A 20756-nucleotide genomic window follows, 5' to 3' on the forward strand; every position below is an offset into this window, starting at 1 on the left:
GGAGTTGTCCCCTAGGCGATTTCTTGGACTCCGGTTGGGCATATTAAAGGTAAGAGACGATCGGAATCTTGTCCGTTTGGGAAAGGAACTGGGTTCGATCGGGCGATCCCCGTCAGGAGCCGGTTTTGTGAACCTGCCTAGTTCGTCTCCTGGCGTTGCTGGTTTGACCCGGGCGCTGGGTCTGCCGACTCGATCGGCTGGTCTGGAGGATGATCGAGTCATCTGACCGAAAATGCTCAGTATTTTCAGGGATTTCAGCGGGGTCAATTAAGCTTGAGCGCCCTAGCTGAGCCTATCGATGTTTGAGCGATTTCGCCCCTAGTGAATTGATGGTTGAGTAATGAAAACCAAAGTTCTTGAATGTATAAAATGCGTCTCGAAACTCAATTGGGTTTAAGATTTTCGTCAATTTTCTGATCTGCACTATAAATTTCTCGATTTCGGGTTTCAGTTCCCTAAAATACCCTTTGGTTCTGATCGAAAATATTAATGTAATTTAACAAGAAAGTAATTGCTAATTTTTGTGGCAAGGACGGCTATCAAAGTTTGCTAATTTTTGTTTAAAAGGATAATAAGATAATCTCGGCATTTCTGGGATTTAGGGCTTATCGCTAAGACTATGGCTACTAACTTGCTCGTGGATGCAGAAGCGGATCAAGCCATTATGCGACATCCAATCCAGGTTGAATTGGACACGAGCCTTTGGGATGTCATTGGGCAAATGTATCAAAATTGCCAATCCTGCTCTCTGAATGCACAAGATCATGATCATCATCACCCTATTATCCATCTCGAATTTTCTCATCAAGAACTAACCGCCAACTCTACCCATTCAAAGAATAGTTGGCCGGCGGATGATATCTTGGAAACGCATGTTTCAGGCTCCTTGCTCAATGGGTCTGCCGCAGTGACAGCGAGCGATCAAATTCAAGCCATTGCTGAACCGAATTTGTCCTTGGGCGATCGCGAGTCTAGTGGCTTGGGGGGCGATCGGTTGGAGGCTAGTCATTCGCCGTTAAATTCCGAGTTGAATTTTGAGTTGACTTCTGAAGCGGCCGTGGTTGATTTGCCGGTTGCGGAGGTTCACTGTGTGGTGGTGGTCGATCGGGGTCAACTCTGTGGAATTTTGAGCGATCGAACGGTGGTTCGGCTGCTGGCCAAAGGGGTGAATCTTCATCAGGTCAAAGTGGGCGAAGTGATGTCGCCTATTCCTTGCGTTTTAAGGCAATCAGAATTTAAAAATGCGCTGGTTGCTATTAATTTAATGGATCAGTTTGGTCTGGAATATCTGCCTTTAGTGGATGATCAAGGGCAGCTCATTGGGTTATTAAATGATGAAGGATTGCGGCGAATTACCAACCCTGTGGACTGGTTGCGATCGCGCTCTGTTGCGGATGCTTTGGTGACTGAAGTAGCCTGCGAAACCACTAGGGCCAGCGTCGCTCAGATCACTCGTTTGATGGCGGAACAGGATACGAATTGTGTGGTGCTGATGCAGCTCCAGGAGCCGGATACCTTGGCGGCTGACTATCCACCGATTCCCAAACCAGTGGGGATGATTACTGAGTCGGATTTGGTTCAGTTTCAGACCCTTGATTTGTCGGCGGAGCGCGTGATTGCTGAGGATGTCATGCAGGCGATCGACAAGCCAGTTCGGCTTCAGGATTCGTTGTTGCTGACGCAACAATTCATGACCCGCCAGGATATTCAACAGGTGGTGGTGGTGCGTGATGATGGATCGCTGTTGGGTTTGGTGACTCAACGAAGCATTTTGAAACTGCTGAATTCCTCAGAGCTATACCAATGGGGTATTAGCCTAGAGCATAAGATTTCTCAATTGGAAGCAGAAAAATTGGCGCTTTTGGAGCAGCGAACTTCTGAGTTGGAGCAACAAATTATTGATCGCACGGCTTCTTTGCAACGACAGGCGGAGCGCGATCGATTAATTGCCAATGTGGCTTCCCAGATTCGATCGTCTTTAAATTTATCGGAAATTCTAAATTCTACAGTTCAAGAACTGCGAAACCTGGTTCAGTCTGATCGCGCCGAGATTTGGCAATTCCAAGCCGATCAAACGATGGTGATTGCGGCGGTGGCTTTGCTAGATCCCAGTTTGGCCGTGCCCACCAACTCCGTGAAAGACTGCTGCTTCATGGAAGGACTCAGCCCCCTAACTAAGCAAGGCCATGTGCGCGTTGTGAATGATATCTATGCTGCACAAATGACCCCTTGCCATCGTCAATTGCTTGAGCGGTTGCAAGTGCGTGCCAAGATTTTGATTCCCCTGTTTCAGCAGGAAAACTTCTGGGGACTACTGGCCGTTGTGGAAAGTAATCATCCGCGCTATTGGCGATCGGAAGATATTCAACTGGTGCAGCATTTAGCCATGCATTTGGAGATTGCTATTCAGCAGGCAACGGCCTATGAACAACTGCAAACGGAACTCCATGAACGACGACAAACTGAAGAGAAATTACGAGCGAGTGAGCGTCGCTATGTCAGCTTAGCCAAAGCAATTCCCGTAGGAATTATTCGAACTAATCTAAAGGGCAAAAGCCTTTATGTTAATCAACGATTCTGCGACATTTTGGGACTGGCGGCGAGGGTTATTCATCAAATTGGCTGGGAACGCTCAATTCATCCGGACGATCGCGCCTGGGTGATTGAAGAAATGCGTCATTACCGCAAACAAAAACAGCCCTTTTCGCTGGAATACCGAATTCAGCGTTATCAGGCTGGTGTTTGTTGGGTGTTGGCCCAATCCGTGCCCGAATATTCCGACCATGAAGAAGTGGTGGGCTACATCACCACGATCACGGATATTACCAATCAGAAAAAATCGGAAGCAGCACTGCAACAACTCAACCAAGATTTGGAAGCGAAAGTGCTGGAGCGAACAACAGCGCTCAAAAGCAGTGAGGAGCAGTTTCGGCGGCTATTTGAAAAGGAAAAAGTGCTTAGTTCCGTGATCCGACGAATTCGCCAATCCTTGGAATTGGAATCTGTTTTGTTCAATACGGCGGAAGAGGCTCGACAAATTCTATTTGCCGATCGAGTTGTGATTTACAAAGTCTATGAACAAAGTAGCGGCAAAATTGTGGCTGAATCTCGGATTGACCATTGCCCTAGCCTCTTGGGCATGGAATTTAGTGCAGAAGTGTTCCCGGATAGCTGCCATCAGAAATATATGAATGGTTATGTTTGCACCATTACCGATCGGGATCATGAGCATTTGGCTAACTGCCTGTCTAGTTTCATGCAAACCCTGCAAATTCGAGCTAAGCTTGCCGTGCCAATTATTGAGCAAAAATCTAATCAACTGTGGGGGCTGTTAATTGCCCATCAGTGCAGCTCCCAACGGTATTGGTGTACCGGGGAAGTGGAATTTATGCAACGGTTGGCTGAACAATGCTCGATCGCTATTCAGCAATCGGAACTCTATGCCCAACTGCAAGAAAGCAATTTGCAACTGGCCAGGGCTACGAAGCTCAAGGATGAATTTTTAGCCAATATGAGCCATGAATTGCGCACCCCTTTGAATGCAATTTTGGGCATGGCTGAAGTTATTCAAGATGGAATTTATGGAGAAATTAATAACCGCCAAGGGCAAGCTCTGAAAACAATCGAGCGCAGTGGCACGCATTTGCTGGAGCTAATTAACGACATTCTAGATTTGGCCAAAATTGAATCAGGTCAAATTCTTCTGAATCGAGCACCTACGCAAATCAATCAACTCTGTCAAGCAACCATTACCTTTGTTAAGCAACAGGCGCTGAAAAAACAAATTAAGCTGGGGGTGACTATTCAGCCCAACCTCCCGGATATTTTTGTGGATGAGCGCCGAGTGCGTCAGGTGTTAATTAATTTGTTGAGCAATGCCATTAAGTTCACTGCCGATGGAGGGCAAGTGACCTTAACGGTTTCGCAGATTTTTGAACGACCCACTAACACCTTAAAGTACTTTACGAATTCTGATTCTCAGTCTACGGAAATTCAAGATGCGCACGCTCAAAACACCAAGCGCTCTCCATCGCTTATTTCCTTCAAGGTGACGGATACAGGGATTGGAATTTCTGCTGTTGATCTTGAAAAACTCTTTAAACCTTTTATCCAGATTGATAGCTCGCTCAGTCGTCAATATGCTGGAACGGGGCTGGGATTATCGCTGGTCAAGCGCATGGTGGAAATGCACCAAGGGCTGGTGTCTGTGACCAGTGAAGTTGGGGTTGGCAGTTGCTTTGAAGTTTGTTTTCCGGTGATGGAATTGGCAAACGCGCCAGTCACTGTTCCTGTGCCCCAACTTGAGACCTCCCCAACCGCAATTGCGATGGATCAACCCCGCCCACCCATGATCTTGCTGGTGGAGGATAATGAAGCCAATGTTAATACTATTTCCAGTTACTTAAAGGCTAAGAACTACCAAATTCTGCTAGCAAAGGATGGTGTGCAAGCGATCGAGATGGCAAAACTGCATCACCCCGATCTCATCCTCATGGATATTCAAATGCCCAATCTGGATGGCTTAACGGCAATGCAGCAAATTAGACAAACCCCAGAGCTGGCGAGTACAATGATAATTGCTCTCACAGCGTTGGCGATGCCAGGCGATCGAGAACGCTGTCTCAGTGCGGGTGCAAATGACTACTTCACAAAGCCAATCAAGCTCAAGCAATTAGCAGTCAAGATCCAAGAGCTATTAGCTGCTAAATAGCGAGGCATGACGCTGACATCTCTTGGAACAGCACAGAATAGCAGGAGACAAATGATGACCATTCCTTCCATCTTAGTTGTTGATGATGAGCCGGATAACTTTGATGTTATTGAAGCTTTTTTGAGCGATCGGGATTATCAACTCCACTATGCCTGGAATGGTCTAGAGGCGCTGAAATCTCTACATGTTTTCCAACCTGATGTGATTTTGTTGGATGTGATGATGCCCGAGCTAGATGGGATCACCACCTGCCAAAAAATTAAGGCGATGCCCGAATGGAAATCAGTGCCAATTATCATGGTCACTGCTCTCAGCGATAAAGAAGATCTGGCCCGTTGCATCCAAGCAGGAGCCGATGACTTTATCAGCAAGCCGGTTAACAGCACAGAACTGAGGGCACGAGTACAATCGATGCTGCGCATTCGGCAGCAGTATCAAAGCATCCAAGAACTATCCCAATTACAAGAAAGAACGATCGATATTCTTCAGGGTAGTCTTGATGAGTTGCGAGGCAGTTTGTCGATGAGTTTGCCTCACGAATTAAATACCCCTTTAAATGGAATTTTTGGTGTTCTGGGCATCCTCATTGAGGAACATGAAGACATGGATCATGAGGAAATCGCAGAGCTATTGCAACTGGCTAAAACCTCAACTATGCGCCTAGAGCGGGTTAGTCGTCGCTACCTTAACTATATTCAACTCGTCCGTGACAGTAGTCTGAAATTGGTCAGTAATTCAAGCATGGCGGCCAATGTCGCATCGACAGCTTCCGAGATTGCGCTGGAAACTATTGACAGTGCGGAATGGATTGCCAACGCTTCAGCATCTCAGACTAACTCGGTCAAGCGATCAGCTGATTTGGTTTTGGATTTGGCTACCGCGCAACTGTCCATGTCGATCAAGCATTTACAAACCATTGTTGAAGAATTGCTGGACAACGCCATCAAGTTTTCCCAGGCAGGTACGCCGATTACGATTAAAACGGAGTCGATGGATTCTTGGTTGTACTTATCCATTACGAATCAAGGGCGCGGCATGACCGAGCTGCAAATTGCCCAAATTGGAGCATTTATTCAATTTGAGCGCCGAAGTTATGAACAACAGGGACTTGGGCTGGGGTTGGCGATCGTTCAAAAATTGATCGATCGTTATGGTGGCTCGCTCCTGATCCAAAGTGTTGTGGATCAAGAAACCACGGTGACGGCAAAATTACCCCTCGCAGTTCAACCTCAAATGGCCATGGTTTAGGGTTGGTGCTTGTTCATGACTGGACAGTTAACTTTCCATGGCAAGCACGAGATCACAGGGACAATATGGGAAACAGGTTAAGATAGGGGGAATCTCTGCTTCCGTTGTCTTTCCCTCATTTATGATTACGCAGTCATGGCTTACAGTTCAGTTCTGGTAGTTGACGATGAGCCGGATAATTTCGATGTCATTGAATCGTTACTGAGCGATCGCCCTTACCAGTTACACTACGTTTCCAACGGCATTGATGCCCTTGAGTCCCTAGACCTCTTTCAACCGGATGTGATCCTGTTGGATGTGATGATGCCCGGGCTGGATGGGATTGAGGTTTGCGCTCGCATCAAAGCCATGCCCGATTGGCACACGGTTCCGATCGTCATTGTTACGGCGCTAACGGAAAAAAAAGACCTGGCCCGCTGTATGGCGGCTGGGGCCGATGACTTCATTACTAAGCCCATTAATGGCATTGAACTGCGAGCGCGCGTGCAGTCAATGTTGCGAATTAAACAAACCTATATTGATCTTGAACAGCAAGTCCAAACCCGCACCGCAGCGCTCCAAGCAAAGGCCGAGCGCGATCGGGTTTTATCAATTATTGCTACTCAGATTTGCGCGTCCTTTGATTTCAACGAAATTGTTGAAACCACGGTTCAAGAAGTGCAACAACTCTTCCAGTGCCGTGCGGTTGCAATTTGGCAATTACAATCCTCTATTGCGGATCACAATAGCCAAGTAGCCACGGTGGTGGCTGCGGCCCAGGATCCGACCATGGCTCCGCTCTTGAAAGATCGTGACCAAATTCATCTGAGCCGCGTCAGACTGCAAGCCTATCAGCTTGAAAAGGGCAATGATGCCACGGTGCATTTTCAGGATTTGATGACCGATTGTCCGGAAAAATTTCCACGAACGGCTCACTGTCAACAGCTTGCCGTGCCCATCTTGCAAAATGAAAAGCTCTGGGGATTTTTAAGCGTCATTCACTGTCAAAGTTCAGAGCATTGGCCCACGGAAGAACAGGAATTTTTAAAACAGCTTTCAACACAATTGGCGATCGCCCTTCAACAGGCCCAGGCCTATCACCAATTGCAAACGGAGCTAAATGAACGACGACAAACGGAAGTGCGGCTGCGGGAGAGCGAACAGCGCTACATCAACCTGGCCAATGCAGTGCCCGTTGGAATTTTCCGCACGGATGCCAACCATCAATGTCTTTACGTGAATCAACGATGGTCGCAGATTACGGGTTACTCCACCCGCGCGGCCATGGGGATGGGTTGGCTAGATTATATTCACCCGGATGATCAGGTGAAATTCCAAGACGAATGGCAGCGATTTGTGAACGAACAGCGGCCTTTTCAGTTGGAATATCGCTTGCGCAGTGATTGTCACGAAGATCCTTGGGTTTTTGGGCAAGTGGTGGCGGAATACGATGCCCAAGATCAGGTGGTGGGCTATGTGGGCACGGTGACGGATATCAGCGCCCTGAAGCGAGCCGAAGCTCAAATTCTGCACAATGCCTTACATGATTTGTTGACGAATTTGCCGAATCGATCGCTCTTAACGGAACGCTTGGAGTTAGCCATTAACCGTTCAAAGCGGGTCAGCAGTTATCGCTATGCGGTGCTGTTTTTAGATCTAGATCAATTCAAGGTGATTAACGATAGTTTGGGGCACTTAATTGGCGATCGCCTGCTAGTGCAAATGGCCCAAAACCTCAAAAGCTATTTGCGCTTCAGCGACTTTCTCGCCCGAGTGGGGGGAGATGAGTTTGTCATTCTCTTAGAAGATTTGGAAAGCTTGGATGCGGCGGTGCGCATGGCGGAGGGAATTCTCAGCAGCTTTGAAAAGCCGATCGCCATTGATGATTATGAAATTGTGATTACTGCTAGCATTGGCATTGTGCTGGGCAGCGCCGACTACGATCACCCATCGGATCTGTTGCGGGATGCGGATATTGCGATGTACCGCGCCAAGTCGTCGGGGCGCAGCACCTACAAGATTTTTGGAGCAGAAATGCATCATCAGGCGATCAATCGTCTGACCTTGGAAACCGATTTGCGCAAGGCCCTAACCCAAGAAGAATTTCGGGTTTACTATCAACCGGTGATTAATTTAGCCAAAGGCCGATTGGTGGGCTTTGAGGCTTTGGCCCGTTGGCACCATGCAACGCGGGGCTGGATTTCTCCGGCAGAATTCATTCCCGTGGCGGAAGAAACGGGCGTGATTCAACAGCTCAGTCGGTGGATTTTGCGCCAGGCTTGCCAACAGTTGTTGCACTGGCAGCGATCTTTCCCGGAGTTTGCACCCCTAAAGATGAGTGTGAATCTTTCGGCGCAGGAGTTGCGAAAACCAACGATGGTTTCAGAAATCTTGCAAACGTTGGATGAGGTGGGTTTGGAGCCTCATTATCTGACGCTGGAAATTACGGAGAGTATGTTAATTGAAGATATTAATCAGACGATCGAGCTGTTGACGGAGTTAAAACGTCACCACATTCAAATCAGCATTGATGATTTCGGGACGGGGTACTCATCCTTAAGCTACTTGCACCGCTTGCCCGCTGACTATTTAAAAATCGACCGATCGTTTGTGGGGCAAATGGAAAAGGGAAACCGCAATTTCCAGGTGGTCAGCACGATCGTGGCCCTCAGTAATCAGTTGGGTTTGGATGTGGTGGCGGAGGGGGTGGAAACCCAACAGCAATTGCGGTGGCTGGAACAATTGGGCTGTGAATTTGGCCAGGGCTATTGGTTTGCCAAGCCGCTGCCGCCGCAGGAAATTGAGAACCAGTTCTTCACCGAAGGTTTAAGTCCTGGATTGATCGAAGAGGAGCGGCGAAGCGTGATCAATCAAAGCTTGGTGAGCCATGACCAGCCCCGATCGGGGCCTTGTCCCAGTTCGTCGGTTTAAGGGATCGGGCGCAGGAATGGGGAATCAACGGCAGTCAGAAGCTGGGTGAAATAGCGGTTGGCAAATTTGGCAAATGCCGCTGTTCGCAAATTCCACCGCCAGACCCCTTAAGATGATAGGCGCTAACCGCCCGATCGCCCGTTGGCTGGCTGCGACCCTTGCGGGCGATCGGGTTGTGTCCTTGGTCCATTTCACGATTCACTATGCGCGTCTTCGTTCTGCTCTTCAACGCCCGCACCGAAAATGAAGGAATCTACAGCATTTGGCTGCGAGATGGGGAAGGTGTGGAACGTAACTGCGTCCTGATGTTTGAAGATGAGGACGATGCCACTCGCTACGCGGGCTTGCTGGAGGCCCAGGATTTTCCCCTGGCCACCGTGGAGCCGATCGAGGATGACGAAGTGCGGGAATTTTGCAAAGAAGCGGGCTACGAGTGCCAATTGGTGGCCCAAGGGGAATTGGCGATCCCGATGGAAACCAATCGATCGACCGATGAAATGAGCTGGCAGGTGGAGGGGGAAGCGCCTCCCACGGCCAATGAAGAGGATGCCGGATCCATGAGTGCCGCCGAGCTGGAGCGAATCCGGCGGCGATTGGAGGGATTGCTCTAGAAATGCCTGCCCTCGATGTCCAATCAGGTGACATTCACTGTGACATTCACTAGGGATTATGCAGCACCGTTGACCAGCGACTGAGCAACCCTTCAATTGCCTGGAGACAGCGCTCACTGTCCCAACCGGCGGCACAACTGGCCGCGATGGCCGCCCCGCCGGCCCCAACTCCTTCCTTCACAAATCCGGCTTCATAAGCTCGTAATTGCGTCCAAGTGGACTGGGCAAAATTCAGCAAGGTTGTGAGCAGGATCGGTTCCTCCTCCGGTGGGGCGATCGCCTTGGCCAGGCCAAGGGTGTCGCCGCTGGCATCGTAGGCCACCCAACGGGTCGTGCCAATGGCGATCGCCTCCGGTTTCCAGGGCAACTGTCGGCGTTGGGCGATCGCCCGGGCCAGGGCATAGACCGCCAACATTTGTGTTCCTCCCGCCAACAGCACACCGCTGGTTTGGCTGGCCGCGAGGGCCATGCCCGCCGCCACCGGTTGCATGGGGTCGCCCACCGCCGCCACCACGGCCAGCGGATCTTGGTCGAGGGATCCTTGCACGCATTGGCGATCGGGATGCCACTCGCCCAGACCCGATCGCCGCAAGCCCGTAAGAGCCAAGTCCAATTTCTGGGCATGGTTACAGAAAATATGGCTGCTGTTGACCCGGTTGGTGGCATCAATCCCCAGTCCCAACAAGACCGCCAGGGCTGTGCTAGTGCCGCCCACAACGCATTCAGAAATCAGCAAATAATCCGGCGGCAGGGGGTTGCCCTCGGTGGCGAGCTGTTGTCCCAAACGATAGCCCGCTGCAAAGAGCTGCTCCACCACGGCTCGATCGAGCGCATAGCCCGTGCTTAAACAGCGAGCCGGCAGTCCGCCCATGCGGATGTGGGGAATGGAGGGCAAATCCTGTAGCCCCGCATTAATCACACGCAATCGCCAATGGAGAGATTCCAAAATCGCCCGAGAAATCAAAACCGGTGAGGCTCCCCCAGCCAAGGGAGGGAGCGGATAGGCCGGATTGCCCCTGGGCCCATTCACCAAAAATTCCGCATCGGCCAGGGCCGTGTAGCGGCGATCGGCCGGAGTGGCCCCGGCCGCAGAAATGCCCGGAATCAGCCCCGTTTCCGTGAACCCCAACACACAGCTAAACAGCGGTTGTTGGCCCCGTCGTGATTGCACCCAAGCCCGTGCTCGATCGCCCCCCGCCAAAATGTGCAACGACGGGGGCAGCATCGAGTCGCAGTTATCCGCTGGCAATTGATCGATCGACAATGGCTGAATATCCTGTGGCTGCATCATTGCCATAGCGCAGATCGCCTGATCAAGCGTTCCTAGTCTATCTCGAGTAAGGTTTGAACCCAGCGCGGCGGCGGTGGCAACCGCAGGCCCAACCGCTCAAAGACGGCCCAGGAGACCAAATGCACCGCGAACACATACACGGCCGCATTGATCAAGATCATCAAAACCGTTGCCCCTTGAACCGCTCCCAGTTCCGGCCGCCAAAGCAGGCCCAACCGGGTGGCTCCCCACTCCAGCAAACCGGTGACCTGGACGGTGACGTAAGTCCACAGATCATCCCCGAGCAGGGTGGAAACCAACGCAATTCGGAAAAACAGTCCCGTGGCGCTCAGGAGTGTTCCCAGGGCAATGGAACGTCCCCAACCTACGCCACGCCGCCATAGACAGCCTAGCAAGACCCCCAGAAGTCCATAGGGCATCACGTACTGGATGCTGCGAGGCGGGCCCATCAGCACCGATAGCAAGAGTCCGGACACAATGGCCGCCATCCAAGCCGATCGGGATCCCCATCGGAGGTATACCAAGGCGATCGGGAGGGAAAAAAAGACCCGGAGCGCCGGCCCAAGGGGGAAATAAAAATTGACTAACCAGATGAGGCTGGCGGCACTGGCTAAGAAGGCCGTTTCCACCAGGGCTAATGGGGCGATCGTGTCTGTGCGGGGAGGCTGAAGCGGGCGATTCTCTGGCTCGGGGGGTAAATCGGCGGGCGATCGGGGAGGGGAAACAGTCATGGGCTGAATCGATTGATGAAGATTGGTGTGTGATCAAGTGGCCCTAGATCGCCCCGATCGGTTCCAAAGCTGCCGTGCTCGATCGCCCCCACACCAGGCCTAAATAGCGTCGCCAACGGGTTCCGGCCGAAGCATCGAGAGCATACCACCCGCTAGCCAAGCATTGAAACGGCGATTGGGCCGCCAGCGCTTGATAGTCCGGATCCGCCAGGGAGTTGGGGGCCCAGCATGGATGGGGCAACAGACCGGGCGGAATTTCCCCCGCCAGCAGTTGTTGAATCGATCGACGGCAGGTGCGGCCGTGAATGCCATCTTGCGCCAAGGCTTCCAAGAGCCGATCGAGCGGTTGAGGTTCCGGGGTCAAATGGCGCAACAGGGCCGCAAACAGGAAGTAGTCATCATAGGGCTTGGCCTCATCCCAGGGCGGACAGTCCACCATCCGACTCAACCCCATGGCCAATCGTCCGAGCGGTTGGGAGGAGGGTTCCCAATGGAGGGTGGCGCTGGGGCATTTTTGACGCAGGTAATCCTGAAGGGCCCCGGTGGGGTCACTCGATCGGGGAGCCTGGGCGATCGCGCCACGCAACAAAATCCGTTCTACCTTTTGGGGAGCAATGCCCGATTGGGCCACCAAATGATTGAGGGCTGAATTTAGGGTCTCAATCCATTGGGGCCAACCATGCCATGGGCCCGTTAAGCCGTGGGTTTGGCCCAGTTGTCGGCCAAAGTCCCGATCGAGCAAGGTGATTTGGGTTAGGTGAGCTTGGGTTAAGGGGGCTGGGGTGGGTGATTGGGGAAGGGGCAGAGGGCCTGGCAACGCCAGATCAATCACCCAACAGCAGCCCCAACCTTGCAGCCCATCCCAACCCAAGGCCGACCCCAATCCTTCGGCCACCGTCATCACCCGTTGACCATGGGTGACCAAGCCAGCCTTCAGCACCAGTTCTCGGCTGTTGAACCGAAAGGCCTCCCCAGAGGGGACAGGATAGCCCACTACCACGTCCTCAACCGATCGCAGCACCTGGCTTGGCACAGGCTTTCCGGTGGTGGTGACCCAGGCGATCGCCGGATCCCGCAATCTTGCCAGGGACTCGGCTAGTGTCTCCAGCAATTGTGGCAAGGATCGCAATTCACCGGCCCAGGTGACCAGGGGATGCGCTTGGCCCGTTTGGGGATTGCGGTAGGGCAAACCTGCATCCAACAGCAACCGAGAGCCGCCAGATTCCGGTGACTGCCCATCCAACGAACTCCAGGGTTGAACGAAGGTTGCGCCACTGGCTTGGACTTGACCGAGCAGCCCAACCCGATCGGACTGGCGATCGCGCAGGGCCACTGCCCAGAGGCCGTCTCCTAAGCTGAGGCCCAAACACCAGCGCCCATCGGTCGATCGGCTCATTCCTTCTTGGTTTCGTCCAGGTCAGTATCCGCCAGCAGGGATTCCGCCAGCAGCGCATCCAGCTCTGGATCCAGTTCGCCCAAGGGGGAAACCGATGATTCACCAAATTCCGTCAAGGCCGCATCCAGCGCCGTTGGGTCAAAATCAGTCCCACCGGTCAGATCCAGGGCGATCGGATCCAAAGAGCCATCCGTTGGCGCATTGGGCAGCTCAAAGGCCGCCATTCCCATGTCAAGGGCTTGATCCAGGCTGCTGATTTCCAAGGGATTCGCCGTCACATCATCCAGCGACAGCAGCGGCTCACCCATGGCCTCATCAAAGGAAGGTAGATCCAAATCCAGCGGATCCAAACCGGCCAGCGGCTCCGCGTTGGCTGTGGCCCCGTCGCCAAAGTCGAGATCCTCAGCCTCAGCATTGAAATTTAGAAGGGAAGGGGCGATCGCCCCATCATCCGTGGCCTCCCCCATCTCCAACAGCAGGTTATCCATCTCCAGCGGTGCAGTGTCAGCTTCCGGGGCGATCGGGGGCGTGGAATCTGCGGCCCAATCAAAATCATCTGCGCTGGCTTCTGCGGCCAGGTTGAGATCCGCGCCGAGATCCAGATCGGTAGCGAAGTCCGATTCATCCTCAGCGGCAAGTTCCGGCAGTTCCAAGCCTGAGTCATTGGCAAACTCCAGCAGCGGATCGTCATTGGCTTCACCAACCGCCGCCAACAAATCAGGATCCGCAGCGGTTTCCAGATTGGTCTCCAAGTCCGCCAAAGGGTTGAACTCAGTGGATCCCAAATCGGCCCCTAAACCCGGGTTGAAGTCAGCGCTGAAGTCTGGCTCTAAGCCCAAATCATCACCCACCTCATCGCTCAGTCCCTCGATGCTGAACGCCGTCCCGGGATCGTCGCCCAAATCCTCGATCGGGGAATCCAGGTCATCGCCCAAGTCTAGGGACTCCAGGGATGTCGGTTGCTCTTCGGCTTCAGCGGTCGTTGACGGTTGATCGCTGAACTCCACGAAATAGGCAGCAAGATCACTGGACTCCTCTGGTTCATCGGCATTGGAATCGCTGGCGTTGTCTAAGTCAGTCCATGCGTCAGTCATGAATTGACCTAACCCCACGGGAGCGCTGATGCTTGGATCATTGGCGTTGCCTAGATCAGTCCATGCGTCAGTGGTCGCCGCCTCTGTGGCCAAGTCGTCTGTGGCCAAGGCCTCGGCGGTCAAATCCTGCTCAACAGCCGGTTCCGCCAAGGCCGCCTCCCAATCCACTTGCTCAGGGAGATTGAGGGCTGCGTCGGTTTCCAGTTCTGATAACTCCGCTGTGGCCTCGGAATCCAGAGCATTGCCAAAGGCGCTGCTGATGTCACCGAAACTCAGGTCGTCGCGCAACCCTGCGATCGCCTCTAAACCGGCATCGAAGGGATCGCTTTGGGTTTGTTCATCGGCGGGCAAAGACAGATCCAAACCCAAGTCGCCCACAGCAACCGACTCGGCTGGGAATGCCTCTGCAAATTCGTTCGGCAATGAGGCTTCCGACGAGTCCAGAGGATCGGAAGACCAGTCCAGATCTGGGGTTTCCAGGGCCTCAAGGGCTGTATCCCCGGAGCTGGCGATCGCAAAATCGGTTGCTTCCGAGGTCAAATCAATCGCGGAACCGATGGCCGCGTCGGTTGTGAAATCATTGGGTTCCTCGATCACCTCATCCACCGGCAAATCCAAACCCGGCAGCAGATCATCGCCAAAGTCTGCGCCAAAATCAGACCCGGAACCGCCGTCCGGCAAGACCAAATCTTCCGGTAATGCCAAATCCCCTAAATCCGACCCTTCGAGGCCCGGCTCGATCGCCCCTTCGGATGCCAACTCGGGTTCCGGGGCTGGCTGGTTCGTTTCGCCGTCCCAGAAATCAAACGTTACTGCCTCTGCGGTTTCGCCGATCGGTTGTCCCTGGTCGGGGGTCAACAGGCTACCGATGGGGGCGGCCAAGAATCCCAGGTTCTCGAAACCTGGGGTGTTGAGTTCATCGGCCGGAGTGGACTGATCGAGATCCGCGCCCAAGTCTGTGCCCAAGGCTGCTTCCAGATCCGAGCCTGGGTCGTCAGCCAGATCAGTGGCCAAGTCCAAATCCAAATCATTATTCAGATCATTCAGATCACCACCCAGCTCACTCGCCCCATCGCCCTCCAGTTCGATCGCTCCCAGATCAGCGACTCCCAAGTCTGCCAAGTCGCCCGCGCCCGGGTCAGCCCCTAAGCCCAAGGGCAGCGATTCAACATTGCCGGATAGGTCGATCGCTCCGAGGTCGCTGTCACTGGCCACATCTAGCGCGAGGTCAAGGCCAAGGTCATCATCCGCCGCGCCTCCCAGGAGATCTGCTGGGGCCGCCGATTCCGCCGCCAGCAGATCGGAAGGCTCATCTGACCAGGATCCTTCAAACCCGGGCGTTTCTTCTGCCACCAAGCTGGTGTCGGGTGTGCCGTCGAAGGCAGACATCAACTCTGGCTCTAGTTCGATCGCTGGGTCGATCGCTGGGTCAAGATCCTGCGCGAACAGATCATCCTCGGGCTGATCGAGCGACGGCTCAGGCAGTTGATCAAAAGATTCCTCAAAAGATTCCTCAGGGGGTTGCCCAAGGGATTGGTCAAACTGATTAAGCGGATCAAAGGTGGCAATAGCTTCCGGCGTTGGCAATTCCAAATCACTGGGAGCGATCGAGCTTTCGATCGGCTGTTCCTCTTCCTCCACTTGCCAGAAGGAATCTTCGATGGACGGGGCGATCGACTCCAGATCATCACTGACCCCAGCATCACTGGGTTGCTGCCAAGCGGCCAGCTCCGCCCGCAAATCACCGCCCAAATCTTCCGACTCGGAAGCCAACTCAGCGGCCAGCGGCGGTAACTCCGGTTCCGAATCCAGCTCAAGACCAAGATCCAGCCCAGCACTGGGGTCAGGCTCGGAGGGGAATGCTTGAGCAAGCGCGGAATCTTCGGCATCGGGTTCCAGGGATGGAACTTCATTCCCCAAATCCCAAGCATCGGTCGGCTCAAGGGGCGAGCTACCCGCATCCGGGGCTTCCACCGCAATTTGATCCCACTGGCTCACGTCCTCGGCCAGGTCTGCATCACCCGTGAGTTCCGAGTCCAGCCAGGGTTCTGGCAAAACACTATCGGCGGGGGCGACCGCTTCCAAATCCGGCTCCACTGACCAATCCTCAAGCCCCGCGAGGGGGCTGAATTCACTGGCGGCGGCCGCTTCGATCGCCTCCGGTGCAGCAGTTGGCTCCCCGATCGCCTCAAAATTCACCTCTGAAGAGAGGTCTGAAGGGAGGTCTGACCCCAGCGCCGGGCTTGGCTCATCCAGATCCAAACCGTCAGCTGTGGTGAACGAACCCCCACCGCCGCTAAAGCTGCTCAAATCTGCCGTGGCGGTGGATTCCGCTTGCCAAGGCAGATCCAAATTGGTGACCTCGCTGGTAGCATCCACCGCGTCGATGATGTCCGCCGGGGATTGGCCATCGGGCAAGGGGGGGCTGTCGCTGAGATCCGGCTCTGCGCCGTAATCCAGAGAGGGGGGCGGGGCGATCGCATCGAGGGCGATCGGCAGGTCTGCGGGCGGGAGGGCAGCTTCCGCTGAAGCGGCCACGCCCAGCAGGCCAACGCCGGCCACAGTTGCCCCTGTCACGGCGGCCAAAGGATCCCAATCGCCTGGGTCGGCATCATCTGAGGCTGAATCACCCGGGGCGGTGGTTTCCGGCTCCACGGGGTCATCAAACCGGAAGATGGCATCCACATCCGAAAAAATATCTTCCTCTGACCCAATCCAGGTGGGATCGCTGGTGTCTAGATCGTCGCTGTCGGTTGGTGCGGGCGCTTCGGTGGCGATCGCCGGTTCCGTGGTGGGCGAGTCGATCGCCTCGTTCAGTTCGATTGCTGAATCTCCCGCCGCGATCGATTCTGTTGTCAAGGGCGGCAGATCCAGGGCATCAAAGTCAATGTCGCCAATGGTCTGATCATCAACGGCCTGATCGGCAATGGCTCGATCATCAATGGCCCCGAGATCGTCCGTGGCGGTGCTGTTGTCTTGATCGGGAGCTAGCAGCGGATCTAGTTCAGCCCTGAAATCAGCTTCCGAATCGGGAAGATCCTCGATCGGGGCGATCGTGCTCAGGTCTGCCGTGGGGTCATGGGCCGTGGAATCGATCGCCAGGTTCAGATCCAAATCCAGCGCATCCGGTGCTTGACCAGCCTCGGCCGTTGTCAGCTCACTCCCCTGTTCAGCGGCCTCAGGTTCACCGAAACCCGAACTCCCCGCCCAATCCGATGCGTCATCGGTGGGTAAGTCATAGTTCAGATCCAAATCGAGGGGTGCTGCTTCCGTAGCGTCGGCGGGGTCTGCGGTGGCCGCAGCCGTGGCCGCGATCGCCCCACCTCCCAGGGCTGACAGGGCCAAACTGGTGGCGATCGCCGATGAACGTTCGTCGGCCGCGTTGGTTGCCTCGGAACGGCCCTCGATCGCGGCTTCATCGGCCGGCAAATCGCGGCCCAGGGCCGAAGCCAAACGACTGAGCCAGTGATCAAGCACCGCTTCACTTTCTTCGCCCAGCACATGCATCCGCTCCAGGGCCGCATTCAGGGCCTCTTCGTAGCGCTGCGAATTGGATTGCAGGGTGCTGGTGATGGCGTTGAGGGTTGTTTGCAAATGCTCCAGAATGCTGCTGGCGGAGCTGTCCAGTTCCGTGAGGTCTTGGGAGCTAGGGGCCGCTTCCTTGCGAGCCACGAGCTGCGAAACTTGGTCGGTGATGCTGGTTTGCAGGCGATCGCGCACTTGTTGCAAAAAGTCGCCGATGATCTGCTCTTGGTTCGCCTGCTGCTGGGCCAGGGATTGGTAATACTGGCGCTGATTTTCCAGTTGGGCAATTTCTTCGCTCAGAATTTGGCGCTGTTGACGCAGAGACTCCAAATCTGACTGGATTGGGGCGATCGCCCCTTGGCGCAGTTGGTCAATCTCCTGCTGCATCGATCGCAGCAGTCCTTGGGCCAAGGCTTGCACGGTGGTGGTGGCCGGTGGCTCCGTTTGCAAGTCCGGCGCGAGCGCATCCCAAGACTGCTGAACCCACAGGGCCTCATCGATCGCTACCTCACCGGCATCCGGGGTCGGAGTCGCCAATTGGGTTAAACGACTTCGCACCTGCTCGATTAAGGCTCGGGGCGCTTGAACCTGCGTTGTATCGTTACCAGCCGCAGCAAGAGCCGCGTCTAGGTCGGCCAAAAGGCTTTTAATTTCCAAGTCTTGATCGAGCGTCACGACGACAAACCCTTACCCAAACGTTTTGGTTACAGCGCTGTTGACATCTTCTCCACCCCTGATGGGCGGCGATTCCCGAGCCTCGCGAGTCGGGTTCCTGCTTCTTTTCGTTACGGCTTCTCTAAATCATGGCTGCGACTCGCCAGCAAATGCGGCAATCAGGAGACTTCCTGCTTTATTGCGGCGAAGTCAGCTTCATCCGCTCAATCACCGTTGATTAACCCTTACGTTCTAACAGCTACAACCCCAGACATCAACCAACGCGCCGGTCAGCCGCTGGCTTTGTCCCTTTTGGGTCTTGTTAAATATCCCTGGGCGCGGGTGCGATCGCCCTGCCCATTGACGAGCGATCGCGCTGGGTCGCTTGAAGGGGAGATAGACCGTTGATTAACCCCAAAGAGGGCCAGAGAATCACGATGGCCCCAAAGGAGGGCATGGTCACCGCCAGGCGCGGTTGTCCTTGCGCTCAATTCACGCCTACTTTGCTGGTGGTTTTGCGATTTTTTAACTATCTTTAACAACTGGCCGGGGGCCGATCGGCGGCCAATCCTAACCTCTAACTGGGTCTCTCATGCAATTCTGATGGGGTGGCGATTCCGGTGGGCTGTAATTCGTCCTGATCACCCCAACCATTTGCTTTTGGCGGCGAGGGCCTTGAAACTAGAGACCAAGGCTTGGCATGAGGGAGAGAGAAAGTGCTGGGTCTAAAGGTTAGGCGTAAGGTTAGATATTGATTAATGTTCGTAATTTTGGAGGCGATCGCGTCATGAATAGCTGTGTGTTGATGGCAGAGGTGGTGAAGGATCCCGAACTGCGCTACACGCCGGATAACTTGGCGATCGCGGAGATGTTGGTGCAATTTCCGGGGCAGCGCCCTGAAGATCCGTCCGCGACGATTAAGGCGGTGGGGTTTGGCAACTTGGCCAATGAAATTCAGCAGTCTTGCCATCAGGGCGATCGGGTGATTTTGGAAGGCCGACTCACCATGACCACGATCGACCGTCCCGAAGGATTTAAGGAAAAACGGGCCGAGTTGCGGGTGGGCCGTGTTCACAGCTTGGGATCGCTGGCCAGCTCAGCCATGGCCGCGCCCGTGGCCCCGCCCACCAATGCCAGCTATCGATCGGCTCCGCCGCCGGCTGCCACCGTGCCGCCTCGTCCGGCCCCGGCTCCGACCCCGGCTCCGGCTCCGAGTGATGAGCTGGATTATGATGAAATTCCGTTTTAACGAGTTGAATTCAGTTAAATTCAGTCAAATTTAGTTGAATTTAATTGAATTTAGCCAAATTCAAAGGTTCAAACGTCCGAACTGAAACTCCTTGAATCAGGCCGTCAGGCTACGATTTCGCCCGATCGCACCGTCAGCACCTGGGCTGAATCCAGCCAGCGAGCATCAAAGGCTCCCAGGTGCGTGGTGGTGACAATCGTTTGAAACCGATCGGCGATCGCCCCCAATAATTGGTTTTGGCGGGCTAAGTCCAGTTCCGCCAACACGTCATCCAACAGCAACAGCGGCGGTTCCCCCACCACGGCCTCGATCGCGCAAAGTTCCGCCAGCTTCAGCGCCAAAACTAACGTGCGTTGTTGCCCTTGGGAGCCGTACTGTTTAGCCGGGGCATCATCCACCGCCAGGGTCACTTCATCCCGGTGGGGGCCCACCAGGGATGTGCCTTGGTATTGCTCAATTTCCCCCCGATCGCGCATTTGGGCCAACAAGGTGGCTTCAATGGCCCGCGCTTCTTCCAGGGCCGGCAATTGCCACACATCCGGCGCGATCGCCACATTCGGCGCATAGGTCAACGTCAGGGTTTCCACGCGGCCGCTAATGGCCCCATGCCAACGACTGGCCAAGGGGGCTAACCGGGCGATCGCCCTGGCCCGCCGTCGAATTAGCCGGGTTCCCGTAGCCGCCAATTGCGCATCCCAAACGGCCAGCTCTGCCGCCCGATCGCTCAAGGCCTGACCCTGGCGGCGTTGCTTGGCCCAATCTCGCAGCAGGGCATTCCGTTGGCGCAACACTCGCTCGTATTGGCGCAACAGGTGCGCATAGATTGGCTCCAGTTGCATCACCAAGCCATCTAACCAACGGCGGCGCTGTTCCGGCCCGCCCCGCACCAAGTCCAGATCAAGACTGGAAAATTCCACCGCATTCAGGGATCCTAGCCCGTCGAGTTGCCGCCGCAGGGTTTCGCCGCTCCGTACCAGGGTGCGTCTGCCCACCCGTCGCAGGCTCAAGCTCAGTTCCAGGGGCCCCGCTGCTCGATCGATCCAACCGGTAATTTGGGCACAGTCTTGGGCCGATCGCACCAAATCTCCATCGCGGCTGGTGCGGTGCGATCGCAGGGTGGCCAGCAGCTCCACCGCCTCCAAGAGGTTGGATTTGCCCTGGGCATTGTCCCCCACCAGGATCGTCTTGGGTGCAACAAATTCAACCCACTGCTCGGCATAGTTCCGAAACTGGCGCAGATGCAGACGCTGGAGATACACGACGGCGACCGGGGCGATCGAAAAGAACCCAACCATCAAAACACCAAACGTCCTCTCCCAAGCACCGCAAGTTCGTT

General features: G+C 54.6%; 11 protein-coding genes. 5 read left to right on the top strand and 6 right to left on the bottom strand.

Annotation, left to right across the window (positions count from 1 at the left end; all coding sequences use genetic code 11):
- Positions 1 to 907 precede the first annotated feature (907 nt).
- The 3 genes from H6F46_RS10340 (at position 908) to H6F46_RS10350 (ending at position 8869) form a co-directional block, all read left to right on the top strand.
- Entirely contained in the window at positions 908 to 4711 is a 3804-nt protein-coding gene (locus H6F46_RS10340) for a GAF domain-containing protein (protein WP_190355277.1), read from the top strand.
- 51 nt (positions 4712 to 4762) lie between these two features.
- Positions 4763 to 5959: a response regulator gene (locus H6F46_RS10345; RefSeq protein ID WP_199291500.1), complete on the top strand. Its 1197-nt coding sequence runs from the start codon at positions 4763 to 4765 to the stop codon at positions 5957 to 5959.
- A gap of 135 nt (positions 5960 to 6094) precedes the next feature.
- Positions 6095 to 8869, top strand: coding sequence for an EAL domain-containing protein (locus H6F46_RS10350; RefSeq protein ID WP_190355275.1), 2775 nt, complete (start codon positions 6095 to 6097; stop codon positions 8867 to 8869).
- Between the two features lie 24 nt (positions 8870 to 8893).
- Here the strand turns inward: H6F46_RS10350 and H6F46_RS10355 are convergent, their stop codons facing one another.
- Complete coding sequence (locus tag H6F46_RS10355; protein ID WP_206753584.1) at positions 8894 to 9064, bottom strand: hypothetical protein; 171 nt, start codon at positions 9062 to 9064, stop codon at positions 8894 to 8896.
- A gap of 8 nt (positions 9065 to 9072) precedes the next feature.
- Here H6F46_RS10355 and H6F46_RS10360 point away from each other — a divergent pair, with 8 nt between their 5' ends.
- Entirely contained in the window at positions 9073 to 9480 is a 408-nt protein-coding gene (locus H6F46_RS10360; RefSeq protein ID WP_099532308.1) for a DUF3110 domain-containing protein, read from the top strand.
- A 49-nt stretch (positions 9481 to 9529) separates the two neighbouring features.
- Here H6F46_RS10360 and cobT read toward each other — a convergent pair whose 3' ends face one another.
- The 4 genes from cobT to H6F46_RS10380 form a co-directional block, all read right to left on the bottom strand.
- Entirely contained in the window at positions 9530 to 10705 is a 1176-nt protein-coding gene (cobT, locus tag H6F46_RS10365; protein ID WP_190355309.1) for a nicotinate mononucleotide-dependent phosphoribosyltransferase CobT, read from the bottom strand.
- A 98-nt stretch (positions 10706 to 10803) separates the two neighbouring features.
- On the bottom strand, positions 10804 to 11502 hold the full coding sequence (locus H6F46_RS10370; protein ID WP_190355274.1) for a DUF2232 domain-containing protein: 699 nt from the start codon (positions 11500 to 11502) through the stop codon (positions 10804 to 10806).
- A 43-nt stretch (positions 11503 to 11545) separates the two neighbouring features.
- Positions 11546 to 12898 carry a hypothetical protein gene (locus H6F46_RS10375; protein ID WP_190355273.1) on the bottom strand — a complete coding sequence of 451 codons (1353 nt, stop codon included), beginning with the start codon at positions 12896 to 12898 and terminating at the stop codon, positions 11546 to 11548.
- Positions 12895 to 18192 (bottom strand): hypothetical protein, encoded by a 5298-nt coding sequence (locus tag H6F46_RS10380; protein ID WP_190355272.1) that lies wholly within the window; start codon positions 18190 to 18192, stop codon positions 12895 to 12897. Before H6F46_RS10380 ends, H6F46_RS10375 begins: the two co-directional genes overlap by 4 nt.
- Before the next feature lie 766 nt (positions 18193 to 18958).
- Between H6F46_RS10380 and H6F46_RS10385 the strand changes: the two genes are divergently transcribed.
- Positions 18959 to 19420 (top strand): single-stranded DNA-binding protein, encoded by a 462-nt coding sequence (locus H6F46_RS10385; protein ID WP_190355271.1) that lies wholly within the window; start codon positions 18959 to 18961, stop codon positions 19418 to 19420.
- Between the two features lie 104 nt (positions 19421 to 19524).
- On the opposite strand, the gene recF is transcribed toward H6F46_RS10385, so the two are convergent.
- Positions 19525 to 20679, bottom strand: a complete 1155-nt coding sequence (gene recF / locus H6F46_RS10390; RefSeq protein ID WP_190355308.1) for a DNA replication/repair protein RecF — start codon at positions 20677 to 20679, stop codon at positions 19525 to 19527.
- Between the last annotated feature and the right edge of the window lie 77 nt (positions 20680 to 20756).

It is taken from the genome of Limnothrix sp. FACHB-1083 (genome assembly GCF_014696485.1).
In the GTDB taxonomy this organism is placed as follows: Bacteria; Cyanobacteriota; Cyanobacteriia; order CACIAM-69d; family CACIAM-69d; genus CACIAM-69d.

Coding starts and splice junctions, on each gene's coding strand:
- H6F46_RS10345 (WP_199291500.1), top strand. CDS start 4,763: ATGATGACCATTCCTTCCATCTTAGTTGTTGATGATGAGCCGGATAAC.
- H6F46_RS10350 (WP_190355275.1), top strand. CDS start 6,095: ATGGCTTACAGTTCAGTTCTGGTAGTTGACGATGAGCCGGATAATTTC.
- H6F46_RS10360 (WP_099532308.1), top strand. CDS start 9,073: ATGCGCGTCTTCGTTCTGCTCTTCAACGCCCGCACCGAAAATGAAGGA.
- cobT (WP_190355309.1), bottom strand. CDS start 10,705: ATGCTGCCCCCGTCGTTGCACATTTTGGCGGGGGGCGATCGAGCACGG.
- H6F46_RS10370 (WP_190355274.1), bottom strand. CDS start 11,502: ATGACTGTTTCCCCTCCCCGATCGCCCGCCGATTTACCCCCCGAGCCA.
- H6F46_RS10375 (WP_190355273.1), bottom strand. CDS start 12,898: ATGAGCCGATCGACCGATGGGCGCTGGTGTTTGGGCCTCAGCTTAGGA.
- H6F46_RS10385 (WP_190355271.1), top strand. CDS start 18,959: ATGAATAGCTGTGTGTTGATGGCAGAGGTGGTGAAGGATCCCGAACTG.